This is a genomic window from Nocardioides flavus (ex Wang et al. 2016) (assembly GCF_014653115.1).
Lineage (GTDB): Bacteria > Actinomycetota > Actinomycetes > Propionibacteriales > Nocardioidaceae > Nocardioides > Nocardioides flavus.
In genome coordinates this window covers 119,707-139,459 of the sequence record NZ_BNAD01000010.1, presented here as the reverse complement: position 1 = coordinate 139,459, position 19,753 = coordinate 119,707, and the positions used below count along the sequence as shown (strand labels likewise).

The 19,753-nt window shown below is 71.3% G+C and carries 14 protein-coding genes; 9 read left to right on the top strand and 5 right to left on the bottom strand.

Annotated elements, in window-relative coordinates; translation table 11 throughout:
- Nucleotides 1-513 precede the first annotated feature (513 nt).
- The 4 genes from rimO (at nucleotide 514) to IE200_RS15585 (ending at nucleotide 8,316) form a co-directional block, all read left to right on the top strand.
- Entirely contained in the window at nucleotides 514-2,022 is a 1,509-nt protein-coding gene (rimO, locus tag IE200_RS15600; RefSeq protein WP_191280400.1) for a 30S ribosomal protein S12 methylthiotransferase RimO, read from the top strand.
- Nucleotides 2,019-2,639, top strand: coding sequence for a CDP-diacylglycerol--glycerol-3-phosphate 3-phosphatidyltransferase (pgsA, locus tag IE200_RS15595; protein ID WP_191280399.1), 621 nt, complete (start codon nucleotides 2,019-2,021; stop codon nucleotides 2,637-2,639). The genes rimO and pgsA overlap by 4 nt, the downstream gene beginning before the upstream one ends.
- Before the next feature lie 250 nt (nucleotides 2,640-2,889).
- Complete coding sequence (locus IE200_RS15590; RefSeq protein ID WP_191280398.1) at nucleotides 2,890-5,715, top strand: ExeM/NucH family extracellular endonuclease; 2,826 nt, start codon at nucleotides 2,890-2,892, stop codon at nucleotides 5,713-5,715.
- A gap of 243 nt (nucleotides 5,716-5,958) precedes the next feature.
- Nucleotides 5,959-8,316 (top strand): bifunctional metallophosphatase/5'-nucleotidase, encoded by a 2,358-nt coding sequence (locus IE200_RS15585; RefSeq protein WP_229856627.1) that lies wholly within the window; start codon nucleotides 5,959-5,961, stop codon nucleotides 8,314-8,316.
- Between the two features lie 39 nt (nucleotides 8,317-8,355).
- Here IE200_RS15585 and IE200_RS15580 read toward each other — a convergent pair whose 3' ends face one another.
- Nucleotides 8,356-10,122 (bottom strand): glycoside hydrolase family 15 protein, encoded by a 1,767-nt coding sequence (locus IE200_RS15580; protein WP_191280396.1) that lies wholly within the window; start codon nucleotides 10,120-10,122, stop codon nucleotides 8,356-8,358.
- An 18-nt stretch (nucleotides 10,123-10,140) separates the two neighbouring features.
- Between IE200_RS15580 and IE200_RS15575 the strand changes: the two genes are divergently transcribed.
- Nucleotides 10,141-10,653, top strand: a complete 513-nt coding sequence (locus tag IE200_RS15575; protein WP_191280395.1) for a CinA family protein — start codon at nucleotides 10,141-10,143, stop codon at nucleotides 10,651-10,653.
- Nucleotides 10,654-10,710: 57 nt separating this feature from the next.
- Nucleotides 10,711-11,022 carry a helix-turn-helix domain-containing protein gene (locus tag IE200_RS15570; protein WP_191280394.1) on the top strand — a complete coding sequence of 104 codons (312 nt, stop codon included), beginning with the start codon at nucleotides 10,711-10,713 and terminating at the stop codon, nucleotides 11,020-11,022.
- Nucleotides 11,023-11,035: 13 nt separating this feature from the next.
- Here the strand turns inward: IE200_RS15570 and IE200_RS15565 are convergent, their stop codons facing one another.
- Both IE200_RS15565 and IE200_RS15560 read right to left on the bottom strand, forming a co-directional pair.
- Nucleotides 11,036-11,827 carry an Fpg/Nei family DNA glycosylase gene (locus IE200_RS15565; protein ID WP_191280393.1) on the bottom strand — a complete coding sequence of 264 codons (792 nt, stop codon included), beginning with the start codon at nucleotides 11,825-11,827 and terminating at the stop codon, nucleotides 11,036-11,038.
- Nucleotides 11,820-16,373, bottom strand: a complete 4,554-nt coding sequence (locus IE200_RS15560) for an ATP-dependent helicase (protein WP_191280392.1) — start codon at nucleotides 16,371-16,373, stop codon at nucleotides 11,820-11,822. Before IE200_RS15560 ends, IE200_RS15565 begins: the two co-directional genes overlap by 8 nt.
- Before the next feature lie 276 nt (nucleotides 16,374-16,649).
- On the opposite strand from IE200_RS15560, the gene IE200_RS15555 reads away from it, so the two are divergent.
- The 3 genes from IE200_RS15555 (at nucleotide 16,650) to IE200_RS15545 (ending at nucleotide 18,281) form a co-directional block, all read left to right on the top strand.
- Nucleotides 16,650-16,877, top strand: coding sequence for a hypothetical protein (locus IE200_RS15555; RefSeq protein WP_191280391.1), 228 nt, complete (start codon nucleotides 16,650-16,652; stop codon nucleotides 16,875-16,877).
- 95 nt (nucleotides 16,878-16,972) lie between these two features.
- Nucleotides 16,973-17,839: an SDR family NAD(P)-dependent oxidoreductase gene (locus tag IE200_RS15550; protein ID WP_191280390.1), complete on the top strand. Its 867-nt coding sequence runs from the start codon at nucleotides 16,973-16,975 to the stop codon at nucleotides 17,837-17,839.
- 184 nt (nucleotides 17,840-18,023) lie between these two features.
- Nucleotides 18,024-18,281, top strand: coding sequence for a hypothetical protein (locus IE200_RS15545; RefSeq protein WP_229856626.1), 258 nt, complete (start codon nucleotides 18,024-18,026; stop codon nucleotides 18,279-18,281).
- A 10-nt stretch (nucleotides 18,282-18,291) separates the two neighbouring features.
- On the opposite strand, the gene IE200_RS15540 is transcribed toward IE200_RS15545, so the two are convergent.
- Both IE200_RS15540 and IE200_RS15535 read right to left on the bottom strand, forming a co-directional pair.
- Complete coding sequence (locus IE200_RS15540; RefSeq protein ID WP_191280388.1) at nucleotides 18,292-18,735, bottom strand: hypothetical protein; 444 nt, start codon at nucleotides 18,733-18,735, stop codon at nucleotides 18,292-18,294.
- Nucleotides 18,736-18,752: 17 nt separating this feature from the next.
- Complete coding sequence (locus tag IE200_RS15535; RefSeq protein ID WP_191280387.1) at nucleotides 18,753-19,703, bottom strand: class II glutamine amidotransferase; 951 nt, start codon at nucleotides 19,701-19,703, stop codon at nucleotides 18,753-18,755.
- Nucleotides 19,704-19,753 lie beyond the last annotated feature (50 nt).

Here is a 19,753-nt window from a genome sequence, read left to right as displayed (position 1 = left end):
GGAGGTCGGCCCACCGCGCGGCCAGGTCCAGCTGCTCTGCTGCTGCCTGGTTCTCGACGTCGCGGGCGGACCGGATCGAGGCGAGCAGGTCGGAAGCGGCGGTGAGGACGTCTGCCTCACCTGCTCCGGACTCCGCCGCTACTTCGATCATGTGTTCGATTATACGCGAGGCGACCGACACCTGACCATGGGGCTGTGGACGGTAGGTGGCCCACGACTTCTGGGGGGTCTCGTGACGCGACTTCGTCGCTCCTCGACCATCAAGGCCCGCTGGTTGAGGAGGTCGCGCTGCGACCGTCACGAAACCGGGGCCGGGGTCTCGTGACGCGACTTCGTCGCTCCTCGACCAGCAGAGGTGCGGGGTCTCGATACGCCCGCTCGCCCCTCACGGACGTCGCGACGAGCGGGGAGGTTCCTCGTGGCCTTCCAGGAGCGATCGTCCGCACTGTGCTCGCCCTCACCGCCCCGCCGGTGCGGGTCCGCCCACTGCGAACCGGCATACTCACGCATGCGATGACCACTACCGAACCCGAGACCCTGGCCGAGACCGCGACCCCGCTCAACGTCGCCGTCGTCACTCTCGGGTGCGCCCGCAACGAGGTCGACTCCGAGGAGCTGGCCGGCCGCCTGGAGGCCGGAGGCTTCGTGCTCGTCGACGACGCGGAGGACGCCGACACCGTCGTGGTCAACACGTGCGGTTTCGTCGAGGCCGCCAAGAAGGACTCGGTCGACACGCTGCTCGAGGCCGCGGACCTCAAGGCGTCGGCCGGTCACGGTGGCAGGGCACAGGCCGTCGTCGCCGTCGGCTGCCTCGCGGAGCGCTACGGCAAGGACCTGGCCGAGTCGCTGCCCGAGGCCGACGCGGTGCTCGGCTTCGACGACTACCCGGACATCGCGGCCCGGCTGCGCGCGATCGTGGCGGGGGAGACCCACCACCCGCACACGCCGTCCGACCGCCGCCGCCTGCTCCCGATCTCCCCGGTCGAGCGTGGCGCGTCGGCGGTCTCCATCCCCGGTCACGACGTACGCGCGGACGTCGCCGAAATCGGCGCAGGTGCGCCGGCGACGGGACCGCGTGCCGTACGCCGCCGCCTCGACGCCGGACCGATGGCGCCGCTCAAGCTGGCGAGCGGCTGCGACCGGCGCTGCTCCTTCTGCGCGATCCCGAGCTTCCGCGGCTCCTTCGTCAGCCGGCGTCCCAGCGACGTGCTGCAGGAGGGGCAGTGGCTCGCTACCCAGGGCGTCAAGGAGCTGTTCCTCGTCAGCGAGAACTCCACCTCCTACGGCAAGGACCTCGGCGACCTCCGCCTCCTGGAGACCTTGCTGCCGGAGCTGTCCGGCATCGACGGCATCGAGCGCGTCCGGGTCTCCTACCTCCAGCCGGCCGAGACCCGCCCGGGCCTGATCGAGGCGATCGCCACGACCCCCGGCGTGGTGCCCTACTTCGACCTGTCGTTCCAGCACGCGTCCGCGACCGTGCTGCGGCGGATGCGCCGGTTCGGCGACCCCGAGAGCTTCCTCGGCCTGCTCGAGCAGATCCGGTCCCTGGCGCCGCTCGCCGGCGTACGGTCCAACGTCATCGTCGGGTTCCCCGGCGAGACCGAGGACGACCTGCAGACCCTGTGCGACTTCCTCGAGGCCGCGCGCATGGACGTCACCGGTGTGTTCGGCTACTCCGACGAGGACGGCACCGAGGCCGCAGGTTTCGCCGAGGACATCAAGCTCGACGAGGACGAGATCCGGGCCCGCACCGAGCACGTGACCGCGCTGGTCGAGGAGCTGAACACGCAGCGGGCCGAGGAGCGCATCGGCGAGTCCGTCGTCGTCCTCGTGGAGTCGGTCGACGAGGTGGACGGCGAGCTCGTCGTCGAGGGCCGCGCCGCCCACCAGGGCCCCGAGGTCGACGGCACGACGACACTGACCGGGCTGCCGACTGCGCGGTTGGGCGACCTGGTCCGCGCCACGGTCACCGGCACGGACGGGGTCGACCTGGTCGCACGAGTGGACGGAGCCGGAGCATGACGACCGAGCAGCAGGTGTCGAACCTCAACATCGCCAACGTGCTGACGGTGCTCCGCATCGCCATGGTGCCGCTGTTCGGCTGGGCGCTGCTGCAGGACGGCGGCGACGACCCCATGTGGCGCTGGATCGCCTTCGCCGTGTTCGCCGTCGCGATGATCACCGACAAGATCGACGGCGACCTCGCCCGCAAGCACAACCTCATCACCGACTTCGGCAAGATCGCCGACCCGATCGCCGACAAGGCCATCACGGGCATGGCGTTCATCGGTCTCTCGGTCGTCGGCGACATCTGGTGGTGGGTGACCATCGTGGTGCTGCTGCGCGAGTGGAGCGTCACCCTGCTGCGGCTGTCGATCCTCAAGGACGTCGTCATCGCCGCCGCGCAGAGCGGGAAGGTCAAGACGGTGCTCCAGGCGCTCGCCCTCGCCGGGCTGATCTGGCCGCTCCCGCACGGCGACGCCCACGGCGGCGCCTTCGACTTCTGGCCCGGCCCGCTCGGCGAGGTGTTGTTCTACGCCAGCCAGGTCATGCTCGCCGCGGCCGTCGCGATGACCATGTGGTCGGGCTGGGAGTTCTTCCGCGACGTACGTCGCCAGCGACTCGCACGCGCCCGCTGAGAGCCACGTCACATCGTCACAAAGCGTCGTGTGAACTTTTGGCAACGCTCGCAGGAAAAGCTCGCCGCCGCACGGGCGTTTCGACGGTGTTGTGAGTGAAGATGCCCCGGTCACCTCAATCACCTGAAGACTCGGAGCACCTATGCGCACACCCGCGCTCCCCTCGTCGCGACGCATCGCGACGGGAGCAGGTCTGGCCCTCCTGGCCGCCGGCCTCTCACCGATAGCCGCGTCGCCTGCCGGTGCAGGCGTGGCAACCAAGATCGCGACGTTCCCGTACACGCAGGACTGGTCGGACATCTCGCTGATCACGGCCAACGACGACTGGTCCGGCGTCAGCGGTGTCCAGGGCTACCTCGGTCAGAACATCACGACCGCCACCGGCGTGGACCCGCAGACGCTGACCGGTGAGAGCGCGGCAGCCGACGACACCGACGTCGTGGCCAACGCTGCTGCGACTGCCACCAACGGCGGCGTCGTCGAGGTCCAAGGGAACTCCGTCGCCATCCAGGGCAGCGGGACCGCGGACGCGCCGTACGTGGCGTTCCACCTCGACCTGAGCGGGCAGACCAACGTCTCCTTCGCGTTCAACGCGAAGGACCTCGACGCGTCGGCCGACGACGCGATCCAGCAGGTCGCCCTCCAGTACCGCATCGGTGCCACGGGGCCGTTCACGAACCTGCCCGACGGATACATCGCCGACGCCACGACGGCCGGGACCGCCACCCAGGTGACGGCGCGCGACGTGGCCCTCCCGGTGTCGGTCGATGACCAGGCCAGCGTCTTCGTCCGGGTGATGACGACCAACGCCGCCGGCAACGACGAGCTGGTCGCCATCGACGACATCGTGATCAGCGCAGAGGGTGGCACCTCTGCCCTGGCTGTGGGCAACCCTGGCCCGCAGGAGAGCGTCGTCGGGACCCCGATCGACACCCTCACCCTCGCCGCGGGAGGCGGGACGGCTCCCTACACGTTCGCTGCCGCGAACCTGCCCGCCGGGCTCGCGCTCGACACGGACTCGGGCGAGATCACCGGCACGCCCACGACCGCCGGTGCGTCCACCGTCGAGGTCACGGTGACCGACGCCGACGGCACGACCGACACCGAGTCCTTCGCGTGGACCGTCGTCGAGCCGGCCGAGCCCGTCGCGATCGCGGCGATCCAGGGCACCGGCACCGCGACTCCCGTGGCCGGCGACGACGTCGCGACCCAGGGCGTGGTCACCGCGTCGTACCCCACCGGTGGCCTCAACGGCTTCTACATCCAGACCCCGGGTGCGGACACCCCTGACGCGTCCGACGCGATCTTCGTCTACGGCGGACCCGGCGGCTTCGCCGAGTACCCGGCCGTGGGCGACTCCGTCGAGGTGACCGGCGTTGCCGGCGAGTTCGGCAGACAGACCCAGATCAACGCCAGCGCGGGGTCGGTGACCGTGGTCGCCGACCTGGGCGAGGTCACGACCAAGACCACCATCCCAGGCACGACGTGCGAGCTTCCGGGTGCCACCTGCGACACCGTGGCCGACCTGGCCCCGGCGCGCGAGGCGATGGAGGGTGAGCTTCTCCAGCCCACCGCCGACTTCACCGTCACCGACGTCTACGACGGCAGCCCGTTCTGGGCCGGCAACTCCTTCTCCTCCGGCATGTTCGGCGAGATCGGCCTCGCGTCCGGGGCCGAGCCCCTGGTCACGCCGACCGAGCTCTACGACGCGCAGACCGAGAAGACGCTCATCGCCCAGCGCACCGCGTACAACAACGCCCGCCGCATCATCCTCGACGACGGTTCGAGCGCGAACTACGCCGTGACCGGTCCCAACACCGGCCAGCCGTTCCCGTGGCTGACGGCCGAGCACTCGGTCCGCGTCGGCGCGGCTGTCACGTTCCCCGAGCCGGTCGTCTTCACCGAGGGATTCAACACCTGGCGGTTGCTGCCCACCACGCGAGTGGTCGGCGCGCCGTCGGAGAGCCAGCCGCAGGTCGAGCAGACCCGCGCGGACAACCTGGCCCCCCAGGAGGTCGGTGGCGACGTCACGCTGGCGACCTTCAACGTGCTGAACTTCTTCCCCACCACGGGTGAGGAGTTCGTCGCCTCCGGTCTCGGCACATGCACCTTCTACCGCGACCGCGAGGGCAACAACATCACCAACAACCGCTGCGAGCCCAACGGGCCCCGCGGTGCCGCGAACGAGGCCAACCTCGAGCGCCAGCGCGACAAGATCGTCGCGGCGATCAACACCGCCGACGCCGACATCGTCTCCCTCGAGGAGCTCGAGAACTCGGCGAAGTTCGGCAAGGACCGCGACTTCGCGATCAACGAGCTGGTCGAGGCGCTCAACGCCGACGCCGGTGCCGGCACCTGGGCGGCCGTCCCATCGCCGGCCACCCTGCCGCCGCTGGCCGAGCAGGACGTCATCCGCAACGGCTTCATCTACCGTCCCGCGACCGTGCGGCTCGTCGAGGAATCGGTCGTGCTGAGCGACCAGTCGTCGGAGGGTGAGGCGTTCGAGGACGCGCGTGAGCCGCTCGCCCAGGCCTTCAAGCAGGTCGCCACGCCGGGTCGCCGCCCGTTCGCGGTGATCGTGAACCACTTCAAGTCCAAGGGCTCCGGCACCCCGGACCCCGACGGTCAGGGCAACGCCAACGACGTCCGCATCCTGCAGGCCGAGGCACTCGTGAGGTTCGCCGACGAGTTCCAGGCCGCTCGCGACCTCTCGCGCGTCTTCCTTGCCGGTGACTTCAACGCCTACTCGGAGGAGGACCCGATCCAGGTCCTCGAGGAGGCGGGCTACACCAGCCTGGAGTCGTCGAGCGACCCCACCGAGGAGAGCTACAACTTCGACGGCATGGTCGGCTCGCTCGACCACGTCCTCGCCAACGAGGCGGCTCTGGCTGCCGTCACCGGGGTCGACATCTGGGACATCAACGCGAGCGAGTCGGTGTACTACGAGTACGCGCGGTTCAACAGCAACGTCACCAACCTCTACACCGACGGCCCCTTCAGGTCCTCCGACCACAATCCCGAGATCGTCGGGATCGAGACCGGGTCGGGCCGCCACCGCGGCTCCGGCGGCAACTGAGAGCCCGGGCTCGCAGTCTCCACCGCACCACCGCACCACCGCACCACCACGACGGCCCGGTCGCCCCAGACGGGACGGCCGGGCCGTCGGCCCTTCCTCGCCCACGTGGGGGATTCCCACGCGCACCACCAGAGTTAGGGTGACTCGAATCACACGTCCGACACACTCCTTGAAAGAGGCCATCTCGTGCCAGCATCACGCCCCGGTCGCAGACTCGCTCTGGCGACCACGTTGACGGGACTCGTGGCAGCCCCGCTCGCCGTCGTAGGAGCAGCCGCGCCCGCGAGCGCGGCCCACTCCTCCGTCGACGTGCAGATCCTTGCGACCAACGACTTCCACGGCCGTCTGGCCGACCGTCCCTCCGGCACGCCCACCCCTGAGCCCATCGAGATCGCCTCGGTGATGTCCGGTGCAGTCAAGCAGCTGCGTGCCGACAATCCGAACACGATCTTCTCGGCCGCCGGCGACCTCATCGGCGCCTCGACGTTCGAGTCCTTCATCCAGCGGGACAAGCCGACGCTCGACGTCCTCAACGAGGCCGGTCTCGACGTCTCGGCAGCCGGCAACCACGAGTTCGACGCTGGTTACGCGGACCTCGTGAACCGGGTCATGCAGCCCGAGTCGGCCGCCAACCCCGAGGGTGGCGCCGACTGGCAGTACATCGCCGCCAACGTGCGCAAGAAGTCCGACAACTCCTACGCGCTGCCCGACGTCACCGACCGCACCCCGGACGTCAACGACGAGTCCGACGGCGGCACGTGGATGACGACGACGCCCGGCGGCGTCGACGTGGGCTTCATCGGCGGCGTCACTGAGGACCTCCCCTCGCTCGTGAGCCCGGCCGGGATCGCCGACATCAAGGTGAGCAGCATCGTGGCCGAGACCAACGCAGCCGCCGACGCGCTCAAGGCCCGGGGCGCCGACCTGGTGATCCTGCTGGTCCACGAGGGTGCGCCCACCGTCAACATCGCCGACGCGAGCACGAACGACAACGCGTTCAGCCGGATCGTCAACGGCGTCGACTCCGACGTCCACGCGATCGTCTCGGGTCACACCCACCTGGCCTACAACCACAACATCGGTGGTCGACCCGTGGTCTCGGCCGGTCAGTACGGCGCGAACCTCAACCAGCTGGTGTTCACCGTCACCGACCCCGACGACAACCCCGCCACCAACAACTCGACGGTGGCCGTGAAGTCGCAGGAGGTCCTGCCGCTGTTCGGGCCTGACCCCGACCGGAGCGCTGACGGCAGCACCAACGGGCCGCTGGCCACCCCGCCCCTCTACGACGTCGACGCGGCCACGAAGGCGATCGTCGACGACGCGTACGCCAAGGCTGATGTCCTCGGGGCCAAGGTCCTCGGCAAGATCGCCGGCGGGTTCCGTCGGGCACGCCTGGCCAACGGCTCCGAGAACCGCGGTGGTGAGTCCACGCTCGGCAACCTCGTGGCGGAGGTCCAGCGGTGGGCCACCTCGACCCCCGAGGCCGGCGCGGCGCAGATCGCGTTCATGAACCCGGGCGGGCTCCGCGCGGACATGACCGGCGCCGCGGGCGGCTACCCGGCCGACCTCACCTACAAGCAGGCCGCCGTCGTGCAGCCGTTCGCCAACACGCTGGTCAACATGAGGATGACCGGCGCGCAGATCAAGACGCTGCTCGAGCAGCAGTGGCAGCGCGACAAGGACGGCAAGGTGCCGTCGCGCCCGTTCCTGCGACTGGGCGCCTCCAAGGGATTCCTCTCCACCTACGACGCCTCACGTCCCGAGGGCAACCGGATCACCGGGATGTGGCTCAACGGCAAGGCGATCGAGCCGACCACGTCGTACTCGGTGACCGCCAACTCCTTCCTGGCTGCCGGCGGGGACAACTTCTTCGCCTTCAGGCAGGCCACCGCCAAGCGCGACACCGGCAAGGTCGACCTGCAGGCGATGGTCGACTACATGGCCGACGCCGCCAAGAGCGGGGTCCCGGTCCCCGTAGACAGCTCTCAGCGCCAGATCGGGGTCACGTGGCCCGCGGGTGCACCGCGGTTCTACCGCCTCGGGCAGGACGTGGAGCTGTCGCTGTCGTCCCTCGCGATGACCGGCACCGGCGACGCTCGTGACTCGGTGCTCAACGTCAAGGTCGGGAACACGTCCCTCGCCCCGCAGCCCGTCGACAACACGCTCGGCACCGCGGTCTTCGACGACTACGGCAAGAGCGCGGTCTCGGTCAAGCTCAAGGGCAAGACGAAGACCGGCAAGCAGCTCATCACGTTCACCGGACCGACCACCGGGACGACCCTGAGCCTGCCGATCGACGTGCGCAAGGGCAAGGGCATCGTCAAGGTGCGCACCAAGCCCGGGCGCATCGTCGCGGACGAGACCCGTACGCGGGTCAAGATCAAGGCCTCGGCCCTCGGCATCAACCGGGTCAACGGCAAGATCATCGTCAAGGCCGGCGGCAAGAAGTACACGGTCAAGCTCAAGAAGGGCAAGGCGTTCGTCCGCCTCGACCGCTTTGCCAACACCGGCAAGAAGCGCATCGTGGTGAAGTACGCCGGCAGCCACAAGGTGCGGGCCGCCAAGGAGGTCATCAAGATCCGGGTGCGTCGCAGCTGACGTCCTGATCCCGTCGTGACCTCGCGGCCCTCGTCCTGCTCAGCGCAGGGCGAGGGCCGCCTGCACGAGGGCGAGGTGGCTGAACGCCTGGGGGAAGTTCCCGGCCATGCGTCCGTGCGCGGCGTCGTACTCCTCCGACAGCAGGCCGACGTCGTTGGCCAGGGCGCACAGTCGGTCCATCAGCGCGTGCGCCTCGTCGCGGCGGCCGGCTGCGGCGAGCGCGGACACCAGCCAGAACGAGCACGCCAGGAACGGGTGCTCGTCGCCAGCGAGGCCGTCGACGCCGGTCTCGGTGCGATAGCGCAGCAGCAGGCCGCCTGCGTCGAGGTCGGCCATGACGGCATCGATGGTGCCGAGGACCCGGGGGTCGTCGCCGGGCAGGAACCCGACCAGCGGGATGGTCAGCAGGGACGCGTCGACCGCGGTCGTGTCGTAGTGCTGGGTGAACGTGCCGCGCCCCTCGTCGAACCCCTTGTCGAGGATCTCGTCGCGGACCCGGTCGCGCAGGTCGCGCCACCGGTCGACGGGCCCCTCGAGCCCGTGCTCCTCGACCGCCTTCACCGCCCGGTCGAACGCGACCCACACCATCACGCGCGAGTGGGTGAAGTGGCGCTGCGGTCCGCGGATCTCCCACAGCCCGTTGTCGGGTGAGTCCCAGTGCTCGGCGAGCTCGTCGACCAGCGCCCGTTGGAGCGACCACGAGTTGGGCGTCTCGTGCAGACCCGCCTCGCGGGCGAGCTCGAGCGCGATCATCACCTCGCCGAGGACGTCGTTCTGCCGTTGTGACACCGCGCCGTTGCCGATGCGCACCGGCCTGCTGCCGGCGTACCCGGGCAGGTGCGGGACCTCGCGCTCGGGCAGCTGGCGCCCACCGTCGACGGTGTACATGATCTGCAGGTCGGCCGGGTCGCCGGCGACCGCGCGCAGCAGCCACCCGCGCCACTCCAGCGCCTCCTCGGCGTAGCCGGCGCCGAGGAGCGACTCGAGGGTGAGCGCGGCATCGCGCAGCCAGCAGAAGCGGTAGTCCCAGTTGCGCTCGCCACCGAAGTCCTCGGGCAGGGACGTCGTCGGCGCCGCCACGATGCCGCCGGTCTCGGCGTGCGTCATGAGCAGCAGGGTGACCAGGCTGCGACGCACGAGGTCGGCATGGGGGACGTCCGCGGGTGCGCGCGCCGACCACTCGCGCTGGCGGTCCGTCGTCGCGTCGATCCGCTCGTCGAGGCCGAGCGGCTCGGGCACGTCGCGCCACGAGCGGACCCAGGTCATGGAGAAGGTGGCCTCCTCTCCGGCCGCCATGGCGAACTCCGCGCGGTGGTGCCCGTGGTGGCCGTGCGGCAGCTGCGGGCCGCGCAGCACGAGCTTGTCCGGCCCGGCGACCGCGACGACGACGTCCTGGCCGTGGGCCCGCTCCCGCGTCACCCACGGACGCACCCGCCCGTAGTCGGTCCGCACGACCCAGTCGTGTCGGATCCGCACGGATCCCCGGGTGCAGGTGAGCCGCCGTACGACGTCCGCGCGCCCGTCGCCCGTGGGCATCACGTCGAGGAGCACCACCTCGCCGTCCGCGGTGGTGAAGGTCGTCTCGAGCAGCGCCGTGCCGTCGACGTACCTGCGGCGGGTCTCCACGACCTCGTCGGCCGGCGCGAGCAGCCACCGTCCGTGCTCCTCGGTGCCGAGCAGAGCGGCGAAGCAGGCGGGGGAGTCGAAGCGCGGCAGGCACAGCCAGTCGATCGACCCGTCCTTGCCCACCAGGGCGGCCGTGCCGCGGTCGCCGATCAGGGCGTAGTCCTCGATGGGGAGTGCCATGGCGCTAGTGTCGCCGACATGTGGTCAGGCGACGTGGCCGTGCGGGTGCTGGAGGCGCTGGCGCAGCGGAGCGAGACGCTCGCGACCGCGGAGTCGCTCACCGGCGGCCTGCTCGCGGCCCGGATCACCGACGTGCCCGGCGCCTCGCGCAGCTTCGTCGGCGGCGTCGTGTCGTACGCCACCCGCGTCAAGGTCGCCGCTCTCGACGTGCCGGAGGCGCTGGTCGAGCGGTACGGCGTGGTCTCGCGCGAGTGCGCGCTCGCGATGGCGGACGGCGTCCGTGACCGGCTCGACGCCACGTGGGGCCTCGCCACGACCGGCGTCGCCGGGCCGGACGAGCAGGACGGCCAGCCGGTCGGCACCGTGTGGGTCGCCGTCGCCGGCCCGTCGGGGACCGACGCGCGGCTGCTCGCACTGGCCGGGGACCGCGCCGCGATCCGGGCGGCGACGTGCGACGCCGTGCTGGCCGACCTGGCGGCCCGGCTGCGCGATGTGGAGGTCTTCGCTCGGGAAGAAGGACCCCTCGGGTAGCGTTGGCCCAGATGGCTTCCCCTCGCAACGGATCTCCCGAGAGTAAGGACCTCGCGCATGGTGCTCTTCCGACGACTGCTCGGTGACGTGCTGCGCAGTGCGCGGATGCAGCGAGGGATGACCCTGCGCGAGCTCTCGGCGGACGCCCGGGTCAGCCTCGGCTACATCTCCGAGATCGAGCGCGGGCAGAAGGAGGCGTCCTCGGAGCTGCTCGCCTCGCTGTGCCAGGCGATGGACCTGCCGCTCTCCGACGTCCTGCGCGACGTCGCCGACGCGGTGGCGCTCGAGGAGGCCGCGATGGAGGTCGTCGCGAGCACGCCGCTCACCGCTGCCCGCCCTGCCGGCGACGTGGTGGCCTCGGCCGCCTGAGCCTCGAGGCTCCTCACCGCTCCGGCTGACAGCTCGGGCACCAGTAGGCCGCCCGCTCGCGGCCGGGCTCGCCGAGCATCGTCACCGCGACGGGGGTGCGGCACCGGCGGCACGGCGACGCGTCGCGACGGTAGACCCACATCCGCTCGCGCTCGCGCAGGTCACCGGTCGTCGACTGGATGGCCCGCTCCTTGTTGACCTCGAGCATCTGGCGCCCGCGTCGCACGAGCCGCGGCAGCTGGTCGACCGTGGCGACGGCGCTGGCCGGGTTGACGCCCATCGTGAAGCAGAGCTCGGCCATGTACATGTTGCCGATGCCGGCGAGGTTGCGCTGGTCGAGCAACGCCTGGCCGATGGGACGCTGCGGCTGGGCGCGCAGGTTGGCCAGGGCGCGGTCCTCGTCCCAGTCGGGACCGAGCAGGTCGGGTCCGAGGTGTGCCACGAGGTCGGCCTCGTGCTCGCGCGGCACCAGCTCGACGATGCCGAGCTGGAAGCCGACCGCCTTGCGCCCGTCGATGCCGAGCACCAGCCGCGCCTGCGTCTCCGGGCGCCGCCACCGCTCGCCCTCGGGGTAGACGTGCCACGAGCCCTCCATCTTGAGGTGGGTGTGGATCGTCCACGCGCGCTCGTGGTCGACGCGCGTGAGGATGTGCTTGCCCCGCGACAGCGAACGGATCACGGTGCCCTCGCGCAGGTCCACGGTCGCGAGCGCGGGCACCCGGAAGTCGGTGAGCGTGAGGCGGTGACCGGTGAGGGCGCGGTCGAGCTTGGCCGCGGCGCGGTAGACGGTGTCTCCCTCAGGCACGCAGCTTCAACCCCTTCGGGGTGGCCACGAAGCCGGCCGCGGTGAGCGCGAGCCGGATCGGGCTCTCCCCGCCGCTGCCGATCAGCGCCTGGCCGTCGGCCTTCTCGACGGTGAGCCGGCCCAGCGCCCCGCGCCGGGCGGCCTCGGCGAGCGAGGCCATCGCCGGGGTGAGCACGTCGACGTCCTCGCTCCAGGTCAGCAGCGTCCGACCGCCCCGCTCGACGTAGACGGTGAGGGCACCGTCGACCAGCACCACGAGGGCGCCGGCCTTGCGGCCCGGTCGGTGCCCGGTGCGCTCCGGGTCGCCCGCGTCGGGCCACGGCAGCGCGGCGCCGAACACGTTGGCGGGGTCGGTGGCCGCGAGCGCGACCACCGTCGGCTTCGTGCCCGGCCTCGCGCTCTCGGGCTCGGCGAAGGTGCGGAGCCGGTCGATGGCGCCCGCGCTGCCGAACTGTGCGGCCCCGAGCCCCTCGATGAAGTAGCCCCGGCGGCAGCGGCCGGTGTCCTCGAAGGCGCTCAGCACCTTGTAGACGCCCGCGAAGCCGCCGGTCACGCGCTCGCTGACGACGGCGCCGCGGGTGACGACGCCGTGCCGCTCGAGGAGGTGCTCCGCGCGGGCGTGGGCACGCCGGGTCGGGTCGCCGTCGCGCTCGGGCAGCAGCGCCCACCGGCCGGCGGTCTCGGGGGGACCGGTGCGCGCCGGCATCCGTCCGCCGGTCGTACGGCCGAGGCGCGGGGGAGTGCGCCGGGTGCGGTGCGAGGGGGTGCCGCTGCGGACCAGCGCGCGCAGCGGGGCGAGCGTGTCGTTGGTGACGAGGCCCTTCCAGACGAGCTCCCACAGTGCGCTGCTGAGCTCGGCGTCGCTGGCCGGTCCGACCCGGTCGGCGAGCTGGCGGAAGAACCACGCGCCGCCCGGGTCGAGTGCGTCGAGCACCGCACGCTGGAGACCGTCGGGGTCCTCGTCCTCGACCTCCGGGAGCGTGAGGTGTGCCTGGTCGGCGAGGTGCAGGCTCACCCAGCCGTCGCTGCCCGGCAGGGGAGCGTGGCCGGTCCAGATGACCTCGCCGGAGGCGGTGAGCTCGTCGAGCATGGAGGGCTCGTAGTCGCGGACGCGGGCGGCGAGGACGAGGGGCTCCAGGGCACTCGCCGGGACCGGGCAGCCGGCGAGCTGGTCGATCGCGGCGACGACGCCGTCGACCCCGCGCAGGGAGCCGCCGACGCGCTGCCACGCGGGGAGGAAGCGGGCGACCGCGTCGTGGCTGACGGGTTCTATCTCCTGCCGCAGCCGGGCCAGCGACCGTCGCCGCAGCTTGCGCAGCACCTCGGCGTCGCACCACTCCGTGCCTGCTCCGGACGGGCGGAACTCCCCGTCGAGGACCCGGCCGCGGTGCGCGAGCCGCTGGAGGGTCTGGCGCGCGACCGCCTCGCCGAGCCCGAGCCGGGTCGCCACCTCGGCGGTCGTGAACGGGCCGTGGCTGCGGGCGTAGCGCGAGACGAGGTCGCCGAGCGGGTCGTCGGGCAGCTGGAGGAAGGCGTCGGGGGTGCCGACGGGGACGGGGACGCCCAGGCCGTCGCGCAGCCGGCCGATGTCCTCGATGGCGCTCCAGCGGTCGTCGCCGGCCATGCGTACGGGGGCGACCCGGCGGTCGAGGGACGACAGCCAGCCCTCCACGTCGGCGCCGTCGACGGACCGGGCGCGGATCTCCTCGACCGACAGCGGACCGACGAGGCGCAGCAGGTCGGCCACGGCCTCGGCGTCGCGCGCCCGACGGTCGGGGGCGAGCCACTGCAGCTCGGCCTCGACCTCGGTGAGCACCTCGGGGTCGAGCAGCTCACGCAGCTCGGCGCGTCCGAGGAGCTCGGCGAGCAGGCCCTGGTCGAGCGAGAGCGCCGCGGCGCGACGCTCGGCGATGGGGGAGTCGCCCTCGTAGACGAACTGGGCGACGTAGCCGAAGAGCAGGCTCCGCGCGAACGGGCTCGGCTGGGTCGTCGCGACGTCGACGACGGTGACCTCGCGGCGCTGGACGCGCCCGAGGAGCGCGACCAGCGCGGGCAGGTCGTACACGTCCTGGAGGCACTCGCGTACGGCCTCCAGGACGATGGGGAAAGCGGGGTACTGGGAGGCGACTTCGAGCAGCTGGGCGCTGCGCTGCCGCTGCTGCCACAGCGGGCTGCGTCGCCCGGGATCGCGGCGCGGGAGCAGCAGGGCGCGTGCGGCGCACTCGCGGAAGCGGCTGGCGAACAACGCCGACCCCCCGACCTCCTGCGTGACGAGCTGCTCGATCTCCTCGGGCTCGAAGACGATCACCTCGCCGGTGGGCGGCTCGGCGTCGGTGTCGGGGATGCGGATGACGATGCCGTCGTCGGAGGCCACGGCCTGGCCGTCGACGTCGAAGCGCTCGCGCAGGCGGGCGTTGATCGCCAGGGCCCACGGGGCGTGGACGGGCGTGCCGTAGGGGGAGTGGACGACCAGTCGCCAGTCGCCGAGCTCGTCGCGGAACCGCTCGACGACGACCTGGGTGTCGCTGGGGACGACCTGGGTGGCCTCGCGCTGCTCGCCGAGGTAGGTGACGAGGTTGGTGGCGGCGTTGACGTCGAGGCCGCGCTCGCGCACCCGGTCGATGGCCTTCTGCGGCGGCTGGGCGGCGAGCTCGCGGGTGAACGCACCGACGGCGGCTCCGAGCTCCGCGGGGCGGCCGAGGGAGTCGCCCTTCCAGAAGGGGAGGCGGCCGGGGATGCCGGGCGCGGGGGTGACGAGGACGCGGTCGTGGGTGATGTCCTCGATGCGCCAGCTGGTGGCACCGAGGGCGAAGACGTCCCCCACCCGCGACTCGTAGACCATCTCCTCGTCGAGCTCCCCGACGCGGCTGGCCTTCTCGCCGACGAGGAACACGCCGAACAGGCCGCGGTCGGGGATCGTGCCGCCGCTCGTCACGGCGAGCCGCTGCGCGCCGGGGCGGCCGGAGAGCGCCCCGGTGACCCGGTCCCACACGATGCGCGGGCGGAGCTCGGCGAACTCGTCGCTGGGGTAGCGCCCGCTCAGCAGGTCGAGGGTCGCGTCGAAGGCGGAGCGGGGGAGCTGGGTGTAGGAGGCGGCGCGGGTGACGAGCGAGAAGAGCTCGTCGACGTCCCACTCCTCCATCGCGAGCGCGGCCACGACCTGCTGGGCCAGCACGTCGAGGGGGTTGGCCGGGACCGACAGCTTCTCGATGGCGCCCGAGCGCATCCGCTCGACCGAGACGGCGGTCTGGGCGAGGTCGCCGCGGTGCTTGGGGAACAGGACGCCACGGCTGACCTCCCCGACCTGGTGGCCGGCGCGACCGACGCGCTGGAGGGCGCTGGCGACGCTGGGGGGAGACTCGATCTGGATGACGAGGTCGACCGAGCCCATGTCGATGCCGAGCTCGAGGCTGCTGGTGGCGACCACGCAGGGGAGACGGCCGCGCTTGAGGTCGTCCTCGATGATCGCGCGCTGCTCCTTGGAGACCGAGCCGTGGTGGGCCTTGGCGATGATCGCCTCTGCCCCCGACGTCTGGCCGGCCTGCGCCATCACCTGGGCGGGGGCACCCGCTGGTCGAGGAGGGCGCTCTGCGCCCGTCACGAGACCCGGGTCCCCCTCGGCGCGCGCCTGCGCTCGCTCGCTCGCGATCTCGTTGAGCCGGGCGGTGAGCCGCTCGGCCAGCCGCCGCGAGTTGGCGAAGACGATGGTCGAGCGGTGCTGCTCGACGAGGTCGACGACGTGCTCCTCGACGTGGGGCCAGATGCTCGTGGACCGGCCGGGGTCGCCCGACTCCTCGTCGTACTCCTCGGGCATCGTCATGTCCTCGACGGGCACGACGACGCGCAGGTCCCACTCCTTGGTGCTGGGCGGGGAGACGATGTCGACCGGCTGGGTGCCGCCGAGGAACCGCGCGACCTCCTCGAGCGGTCGTACGGTCGCGCTCAGGCCGATGCGCCGGGCGGGCTGGTCGAGCAGCGCGTCGAGGCGCTCGAGGCTGATGCCGAGGTGGGCGCCGCGCTTGGTGCCGGCGACGGCGTGGACCTCGTCGATGATCACCGTGTCGACGCCGCGCAGCGTCTCGCGCGCCTGACTGGTGAGCATCAGGAAGAGCGACTCCGGCGTGGTGATGAGGATGTCGGGCGGCGTGGTGCCGAGCTTGCGCCGGTCGGCGGGACTGGTGTCGCCGGAGCGCAGGCCGACCGTCACGTCGGGCACGGTGGCCTCCAGCCGCTCGGCGGTGTTGCGGATGCCGGTGAGCGGAGCGCGGAGGTTGCGCTCGACGTCGACACCGAGTGCCTTGAGCGGGGAGATGTAGAGCACGCGGGTGCGCCGGGTCTTGTCCTCGGGACGCTCGGTGCTGAGCAGCCGGTCGATCGCGTGGAGGAACGCGCTCAACGTCTTGCCGCTGCCGGTGGGCGCCACGACCAGCGCGTTCCTGCCGGCCGCGATGGCGTCCCACGCCCCCTCCTGCGCCGGGGTCGGGCTCGCGAACGACGCCTCGAACCATGCACGCGTGGGCGCGCTGAAGCGGTCGAGGGCGGTCATGCCCTGCAGTCTGTCACCCGGGTCCGACACCGACCTCGCCCCGAAGGCGGGCCCTGACCCTCACGTCCGCCTGCTGAACCGGACGCTGCCGTCGGGCAGCCGAACATGGATGAACCCGCTGTCGTGCACCCGCAGGTGGGTTCGTCAACATCGATCGCCGATCGCGAGTGCTGGGCCGTAGTGCGCAGCTACCTTTCGGATCGGCGGTGACAGCCAAATAGGGCATGTTCCGCGCTCCGACGGTTGCAGAACCTTCCGGTTGTGCACTCTGGGTCAATGACTGCGTTCGCCCTCGACGAGACAGCCACGGTCATCCGTGAGCTGGCCCTCGCCGCGGACGCCTTCGCGGTGCGCGCGCTGGAGCAGGAGGCGTGCCGGGACCGTGCCCGTCCGGGCAGCGCGGTCCAGCACCGGCATGCGCACTCCGCGACGCTCTGGCGCCTGGCCGAGCAGAGCCTCCGGGCCCGAATCGGCGAGCTCGCGGAGGACTTGCAGCGTCGCTAGACGCCCGAATTGCCCACTATGTGCGTAGCGCAACGGCTCACTACAGGAATAGTGTGATGGGCAGGCAGAGTCTCCTGTCGGAAGGGGCGAACACCATGCCCTCAGTACTCATCACCGGAGCTGGCCGCGGCATCGGCGAAGCCATCGCGCTGCGACTGGCCGGCGCCGGGTGGACCGTCACTGCCGGCGTCCGCAGCGACTCCAGCGGCGATCGCCTTGCCGCCCAGGACGGCCGCATCACACCCGTGCTGCTCGACATCACCGACGCGACGCAGGTCGCCGCCATGGCAGGCCTGTTCCCCGACCGGCTGGACGCGCTGGTCAACAACGCTGGCATCGGAGTGTTGGGCCCGGTCGAGGCTGTCTCCATCCCGGACTTCCGCCGCCAGTTCGAGGTCAACTTCTTCGGTCAGGTCGCCGTCACCCAGGCTCTGCTCCCCCAGATCCGTGCTGCCAGCGGCCGGATCGTGTTCATCTCCTCGACCGGCGGCCGCGCGCCGGTGCTGTTGGAGGGCGCCTACTGCGCGTCGAAGTTCGCGGTCGAAGGACTGGCGGACGTGCTCAGGGGCGAGCTGCGGCCCTGGCGCATCGATGTGTCCGTTGTCGAGCCAGGCCCCACCGACACTGGTCCCTGGCGCGAGATCCAGTCGATGCTCGCAGACATGGAGGAGGGGATGTCCGCCATGCACCGCGAGCTCTACGCACAGCACATTCGCGGGATGCGCAGGCTGGTCACGACGCTCCAGCGCCGGACTGTGCCGCCGGACGTCGTAGCCCGGGTTGTCGAGCAGGCGTTGACCGCACGCCGCCCTCGTGCCCGCTACGCCGCCGGGGCACAGGCCCAGGCGATGGTCACCATGAATGCGGTGCTGCCCACGCGACTCAACGACGCCATCGGTTCCCGCTTGCTCGGCCTGCAGCACCCCACACGGTCGAAGGCGACCTCGAGCCACGCGGGCTGACATCGTCCACGCGCTGAGGCCAGTCCCAGTGGAGGCACGAAGCGCTGCGAGTGACCGCCACCCAAGACACCCCAGTCGCTGCCTAGGCTGAGGCAGTCATCCCCGAGCACGAACCGAGGTCGCTGTGCCCGCCAGCCGCTCCGCCCGCCAGAGGAAGGCCAGCGCCGAGGCAGGAGTGTTGGCCGTGGTCCGCATCGACGTGGCCCCCGACGACTCGTACGCCTACACGATCTCGTGCACGCAGTGTGAGGTGCCGCGACCCGGCACCGGCACCCGCGCCTGGAGCACACGCCGGCGGGGCGAGGACAACGGCTACATGGCGGCGATGGATCGATGGATCCTGCACCTCACGTCCAAGCATCCCGACGCCGAGGCCCCGTGCCTCGCCTACGTGACCGAGGCGCGGGCGCGTCTGCAGGAGCGACGCGACGGCCGGGACTGACCGACCCTGGTCAGCCCTTGTCGTCTGCCGACAGGTCGAGGGAGTGCAGCAGGGTGTGCTGCACCTTGCTCCACTGGGTGCTCCAGGCCTGCAGCGGCGCCAACGACTTCTCCAGGACCTCGAGCTGGTCGTCCAGCACGGCCAGCTCGGCGGTGATGGCCTGGATGGTCAGCCTCTTGGCGTGGATCTCCCGCATCACGATCTCGAGCTCGGCACCGACCTGCGGCGCCGACTCGACCGCCTGCCGCATGGACTCGAGCATGTGGGTGGCCGACGACAGGACCGCGTCCGGTACGACGGCCTGCGCGCCCGCCCCTCCCGCCCTGGTCACCTGCTCCACCAGCATCCGCGTGCTGCTCAGGAACCGGTCCGTCGCCGAGTGCACGATGCCCTTGTGGTCCTGCGACCGCGCCCCGTCGGACGTCTCGGCCTCCGCGCTGTCGTCCTGGTCCATGCCTCCCAGTGTGCCGCCTAGACCGACAGCTTCTCGACCCTCTTGGCGACGTGCCCGCCCGTCTTCTCCAGGAACACGATCTCGCCGAACTCGAGGGACGACCAGCCGTCGCCGTCCTCGGTCAGGGCCTCGGAGGCGAAGAGGGCGACCGTCGCGTCGGCCTCGTCGCACGCCTCGAAGTCGTAGCCGTCGTCGTCGTGCTGGACGTGGCAACCCAGGAACAGGTGCATCGGCTCCAGGAGCATCGAGAGGGCGAAGTCGTCCGTGCCCGGCCCGGACTTGCGCAGCTCCTTCCAGTCCCCGGCCGGGTTGGTCTCGCCCTGGTGCCCGAGGCCCACGTTGACGCCGATGATCCGGTTCGGCGACACCAGGGCCATCTTCAGCTTGGTCAGGCCGGCGAGGTCGAGATCCTTCATCGCCTGCGCGATGAGCCGGAGCACCTCCTCGACCGCACGCTGCACGTCCTCGTCGCTGTCGCCCTCGAGCAGCGAGAGCAGCAGCACGTAGAGGAACTCGGTGTCGGTGTTGCCGCGCATCTGCTTGAGGTAGGTGTCCCTGCAGTGCTGCAGCAGCTCTCGCTGCAGCAGCTGCCAGTTCGGCACGTAGCCGTTCTGGGCGATGATCCACGGGGTCTCGTCGAAGGAGAACGGGTGGCAGTTCTCGTCGACCAGGACCGCCTTGGAGTCATAGGCGGCGGCTCGGACGTGACCGAGCATCGTGCTCGTCTGCAGGCTCGGGATGATGTGCTCGGCGTTGTCGTCGTAGAAGGCGGCCATGGGCCGGCGGTAGAGGAAGGGGTCCTCCGGCTTGAGCAGGTGCTCGCTCCACGCCGCGAAGCCCCATCCCGCCAGGTGGAGGTCGGGGTAGAGCTCAGGGTCGAGGGCCTGGTTGACCAGGCTGTTCGCGGGCCTGAGCAGCAGGCTCTCGAGAGGAACTTCGGGCCCGATGTAGGCGAGGACTCGGCACATACGTTTCCTTCCCTGACGGAGGATGTGTCGCGGCGACGTCCACGAGCATC

Excerpts from the sequence above, each read along its gene's own strand:
- IE200_RS15535 (WP_191280387.1), bottom strand. The coding sequence starts at position 19,703 with ATGTGCCGAGTCCTCGCCTACATCGGGCCCGAAGTTCCTCTCGAGAGC.
- IE200_RS15555 (WP_191280391.1), top strand. The coding sequence starts at position 16,650 with ATGACTGCGTTCGCCCTCGACGAGACAGCCACGGTCATCCGTGAGCTG.
- rimO (WP_191280400.1), top strand. The coding sequence starts at position 514 with ATGACCACTACCGAACCCGAGACCCTGGCCGAGACCGCGACCCCGCTC.
- IE200_RS15560 (WP_191280392.1), bottom strand. The coding sequence starts at position 16,373 with ATGACCGCCCTCGACCGCTTCAGCGCGCCCACGCGTGCATGGTTCGAG.
- IE200_RS15550 (WP_191280390.1), top strand. The coding sequence starts at position 16,973 with ATGCCCTCAGTACTCATCACCGGAGCTGGCCGCGGCATCGGCGAAGCC.
- pgsA (WP_191280399.1), top strand. The coding sequence starts at position 2,019 with ATGACGACCGAGCAGCAGGTGTCGAACCTCAACATCGCCAACGTGCTG.
- IE200_RS15540 (WP_191280388.1), bottom strand. The coding sequence starts at position 18,735 with ATGGACCAGGACGACAGCGCGGAGGCCGAGACGTCCGACGGGGCGCGG.
- IE200_RS15570 (WP_191280394.1), top strand. The coding sequence starts at position 10,711 with ATGGTGCTCTTCCGACGACTGCTCGGTGACGTGCTGCGCAGTGCGCGG.
- IE200_RS15580 (WP_191280396.1), bottom strand. The coding sequence starts at position 10,122 with ATGGCACTCCCCATCGAGGACTACGCCCTGATCGGCGACCGCGGCACG.
- IE200_RS15575 (WP_191280395.1), top strand. The coding sequence starts at position 10,141 with ATGTGGTCAGGCGACGTGGCCGTGCGGGTGCTGGAGGCGCTGGCGCAG.